Annotated in this window: 1 protein-coding gene; it reads right to left on the bottom strand. The window is 66.3% G+C overall.

The genetic code is table 11. The features are described from left to right. Positions 1 to 799 (bottom strand): hypothetical protein (locus tag AC1D34_RS38085; protein ID WP_476827092.1); only part of this gene is annotated, 799 nt, incomplete at both ends.

Below are 799 nucleotides of genomic sequence, written 5' to 3'. Positions count from 1 at the left end.
GCGTTGACCGAACGACACGGTATCGGGCGCATCGGCGTCCATGACGAAACCGCTCCAGAGCCGGACCAGCAAATAGAGGGCGCAGAGCCAGACGAAGCCCACCACGCTCGATTGCAAGGTCCTGCCCATTGCACTCGAGAGTGGGGTCTGCTCGCGCTCCACGGAGCGACAGTTCAGCCACGAGCGGATCAGCGCCCCAAGCCCCGACGCCACGATCGGAGCAAGCACGACGATGAACTGCGTGGTCCCCGCCTTGACGCCCCAGTGCGCGCCATCAGGCATGACAGCGGCGCTGCGGCCCACGGCCCAGATCAACACGGCGCTCGCCATCAAGAGCCAGGGCGTCGCCGCAGCAACCAAGCGGCGCAAGCCGCTTGCCGAGGGGCCGGGCTGCGCCAGGCTGACAAGGTCATGCCGTGCGTACCAGAACCACCAGACCTTGTAGGCCGTCAGCAGCAGCGAGGACACCGCGAACCATCCGGCAATCGAGGCAGGATCCGACGCCGAGCCTTCGCCGAGCGCGTTCACGACCAGAACGATATGCCCGAAGAAGGCATAGATCATGATCAGCCCGAAATGCCGTTCGGCACGCGGCAGAGGCAGGATGCGCCGCGCCGGGTTCCCCGGGGAAAGCAGGAACCGCCCGGCCATCGCGAACGACCACAACATCCCCAGTCCGTAGAGTTCGGCCGTGGCGATGTGTTGCGCGAAATCGAGCTGCGGCAGAAGCCACCGCACCAGGGTTCGCCCGGCGAGCCATAGGGCCACGAGCGCGGCGAAATCGTGCGCAAAGCCGATC

Source organism: Allobosea sp. P1_A7 (assembly GCF_056406775.1).
The sequence above is the reverse complement of the archived record's forward strand: the minus strand, read 5'-3'. Positions and strand labels throughout refer to the sequence as shown.